The sequence below is a fragment of the Pantoea sp. CTOTU49201 genome (assembly GCF_032054795.1).
GTDB lineage: Bacteria > Pseudomonadota > Gammaproteobacteria > Enterobacterales > Enterobacteriaceae > Pantoea > Pantoea symbiotica.
Window position 1 is genome coordinate 1 of sequence record NZ_DAMBSA010000615.1, and the last position, 1,804, is coordinate 1,804.

Genomic DNA, 1,804 nt, shown 5'->3' on the forward strand with positions numbered 1-1,804 from the left:
GCACTTTTGGCGCCTATAGCAATGAAATCGCCTGGCTGCCTGCGGTGTATGTGATGGGCAACATCTCCATCAACCTGTTGTTGGTGAAGTTCCGCCAGCAGTTTGGTCTGCGGCTGTTCACCGAAGCGTTCCTTGTACTGTATGTGATCGTGGCGTTTTTCCACCTGCTGGCCAACGATCTCAGTTCGGCCATCATTGTGCGCACCGCGCACGGCATGGTTGGTGCGGCGCTCAGTTCGCTCGGCATCTATTACCAGATTCAGGCGTGGCCCGCGAAGCATCGGCTTAAAGCCCTGGTGATTGGCATCACCGCGTCGCAGCTGGCGATTCCGCTGGCTAGATTGTTCTCCACCGAACTGCTGCAGCTGCAAGAGTGGCGCGGTTTGTACCTGTTTGAACTCGGTCTGGCGCTGATCTCGCTGGGCTGCGTGCTGGTGGTGAAACTGCCGCCCGGCGACCGCATCAAAGCGTTTGAAAAGATGGATTTCCTCACCTTTATGCTGATGGCGCCGGGCATGGCGCTGTTGTGTGCGGTGCTGTCGCTGGGACGTATCGAATGGTGGTTTAGCACGCCATGGCTCGGTGTGGCATTGGCGCTGGCGCTGGTATTGATCGTGGCGGCGATCGTCGTCGAACACAATCGCAAGAATCCGTTGATCAACACGCGCTGGCTCAGCAACGGCATGATTGTGCGACTCGGCATTGTGATGATCATGATGCGTATTCTGCTGGCTGAACAAAACACCGGCGCGGTAGGATTCCTGCAGCAACTCGGTTTACTCAACGATCAGATGCGCGGTCTGGCGTTAGCGATCATCGCCGGGGTAATTTGCGGCATGATCGCCAGCGCGTTAACCATCAAACCTACGCATCTGAGCTGGCCGATTGTTGCCTCGCTGGTGGTGATGATCGTCGCCTCACTCATGGATGCGCAATCCAGCCCGCTGACGCGTGCCAACAATCTCTACTTTAGTCAGTTTTTACTCGGCTTCGGCAGCGCCTTCTTCCTCGGGCCCGCCATGCTGCTGGGGATTGGCGGCGTGGTGACGCAGCCGAAAAACCTGGTGAGTTTCTCGGTGCTGTTTGGCATGAGCCAGAACTTAGGCGGTTTGATCGGCGCGGCCATTCTCGGCACGTTCCAGACGTGGCGCGAAAAGTATCACTCCAGCCTATTGGGCGATCAGCTGTCGCAGCTCGTTCCCAACGTCACCGAACGCCTCAGCCAGTACAGCTCGCTGTTCAGCAGCCAGTTGCCAGATAGCGTGCTGCTCAGCGCGCAAAGCAGCAGCCAGCTGCAAATTGTGGCGACGCTGCAAGCCAACGTGCTGGCCTATAACGACACCTATCTTCTTACCGCCGCGCTGGCCTTCATCACCTTAATCTGGGTGCTGTATCGCCTGACGCGTTTACGCTATATCAACTGGCGTCAGACCAAAATGAATGCGGCACAACCAGTAACCCCGACGGAGAATTCATGAGCCAACAGGACGACATTCAGGCGGCAGAGCGCGAGCGCACCAACCGCCGACGCATTCTTTCCATCGCCGCTGGCAGCGGCATTGTTATCGTCGGCGTGCTGGTGATTCTGTATGCCTGGCAGCTGTGGCCGTTCACCAGCACCGTTCAGTCGACGGAAAACGCCTACGTGCGCGGCCAGGTGACCTTTATTAGCCCGCAGGTGAATGGCTATCTGACTGAGGTTAACGTGGTGGATTTGCAGCCGGTGACCAAAGGTCAGTTGCTGATGACCATCGACGATCGTATTTACCGTCAGCGCGTGCATCAGGCGCAGGCGCAGTTGGAT

General features: G+C 57.4%; 2 protein-coding genes. Both read left to right on the forward strand.

Annotation, left to right across the window (positions count from 1 at the left end; translation table 11 throughout):
* Positions 1–1,478 (forward strand): MFS transporter (locus tag RTY00_RS24455; RefSeq protein WP_312666702.1); only part of this gene is annotated, 1,478 nt, incomplete at its 5' end.
* On the forward strand, positions 1,475–1,804 hold a 330-nt coding region (locus tag RTY00_RS24460), incomplete at its 3' end, for a biotin/lipoyl-binding protein (RefSeq protein WP_312666703.1). The genes RTY00_RS24455 and RTY00_RS24460, both read left to right, overlap by 4 nt.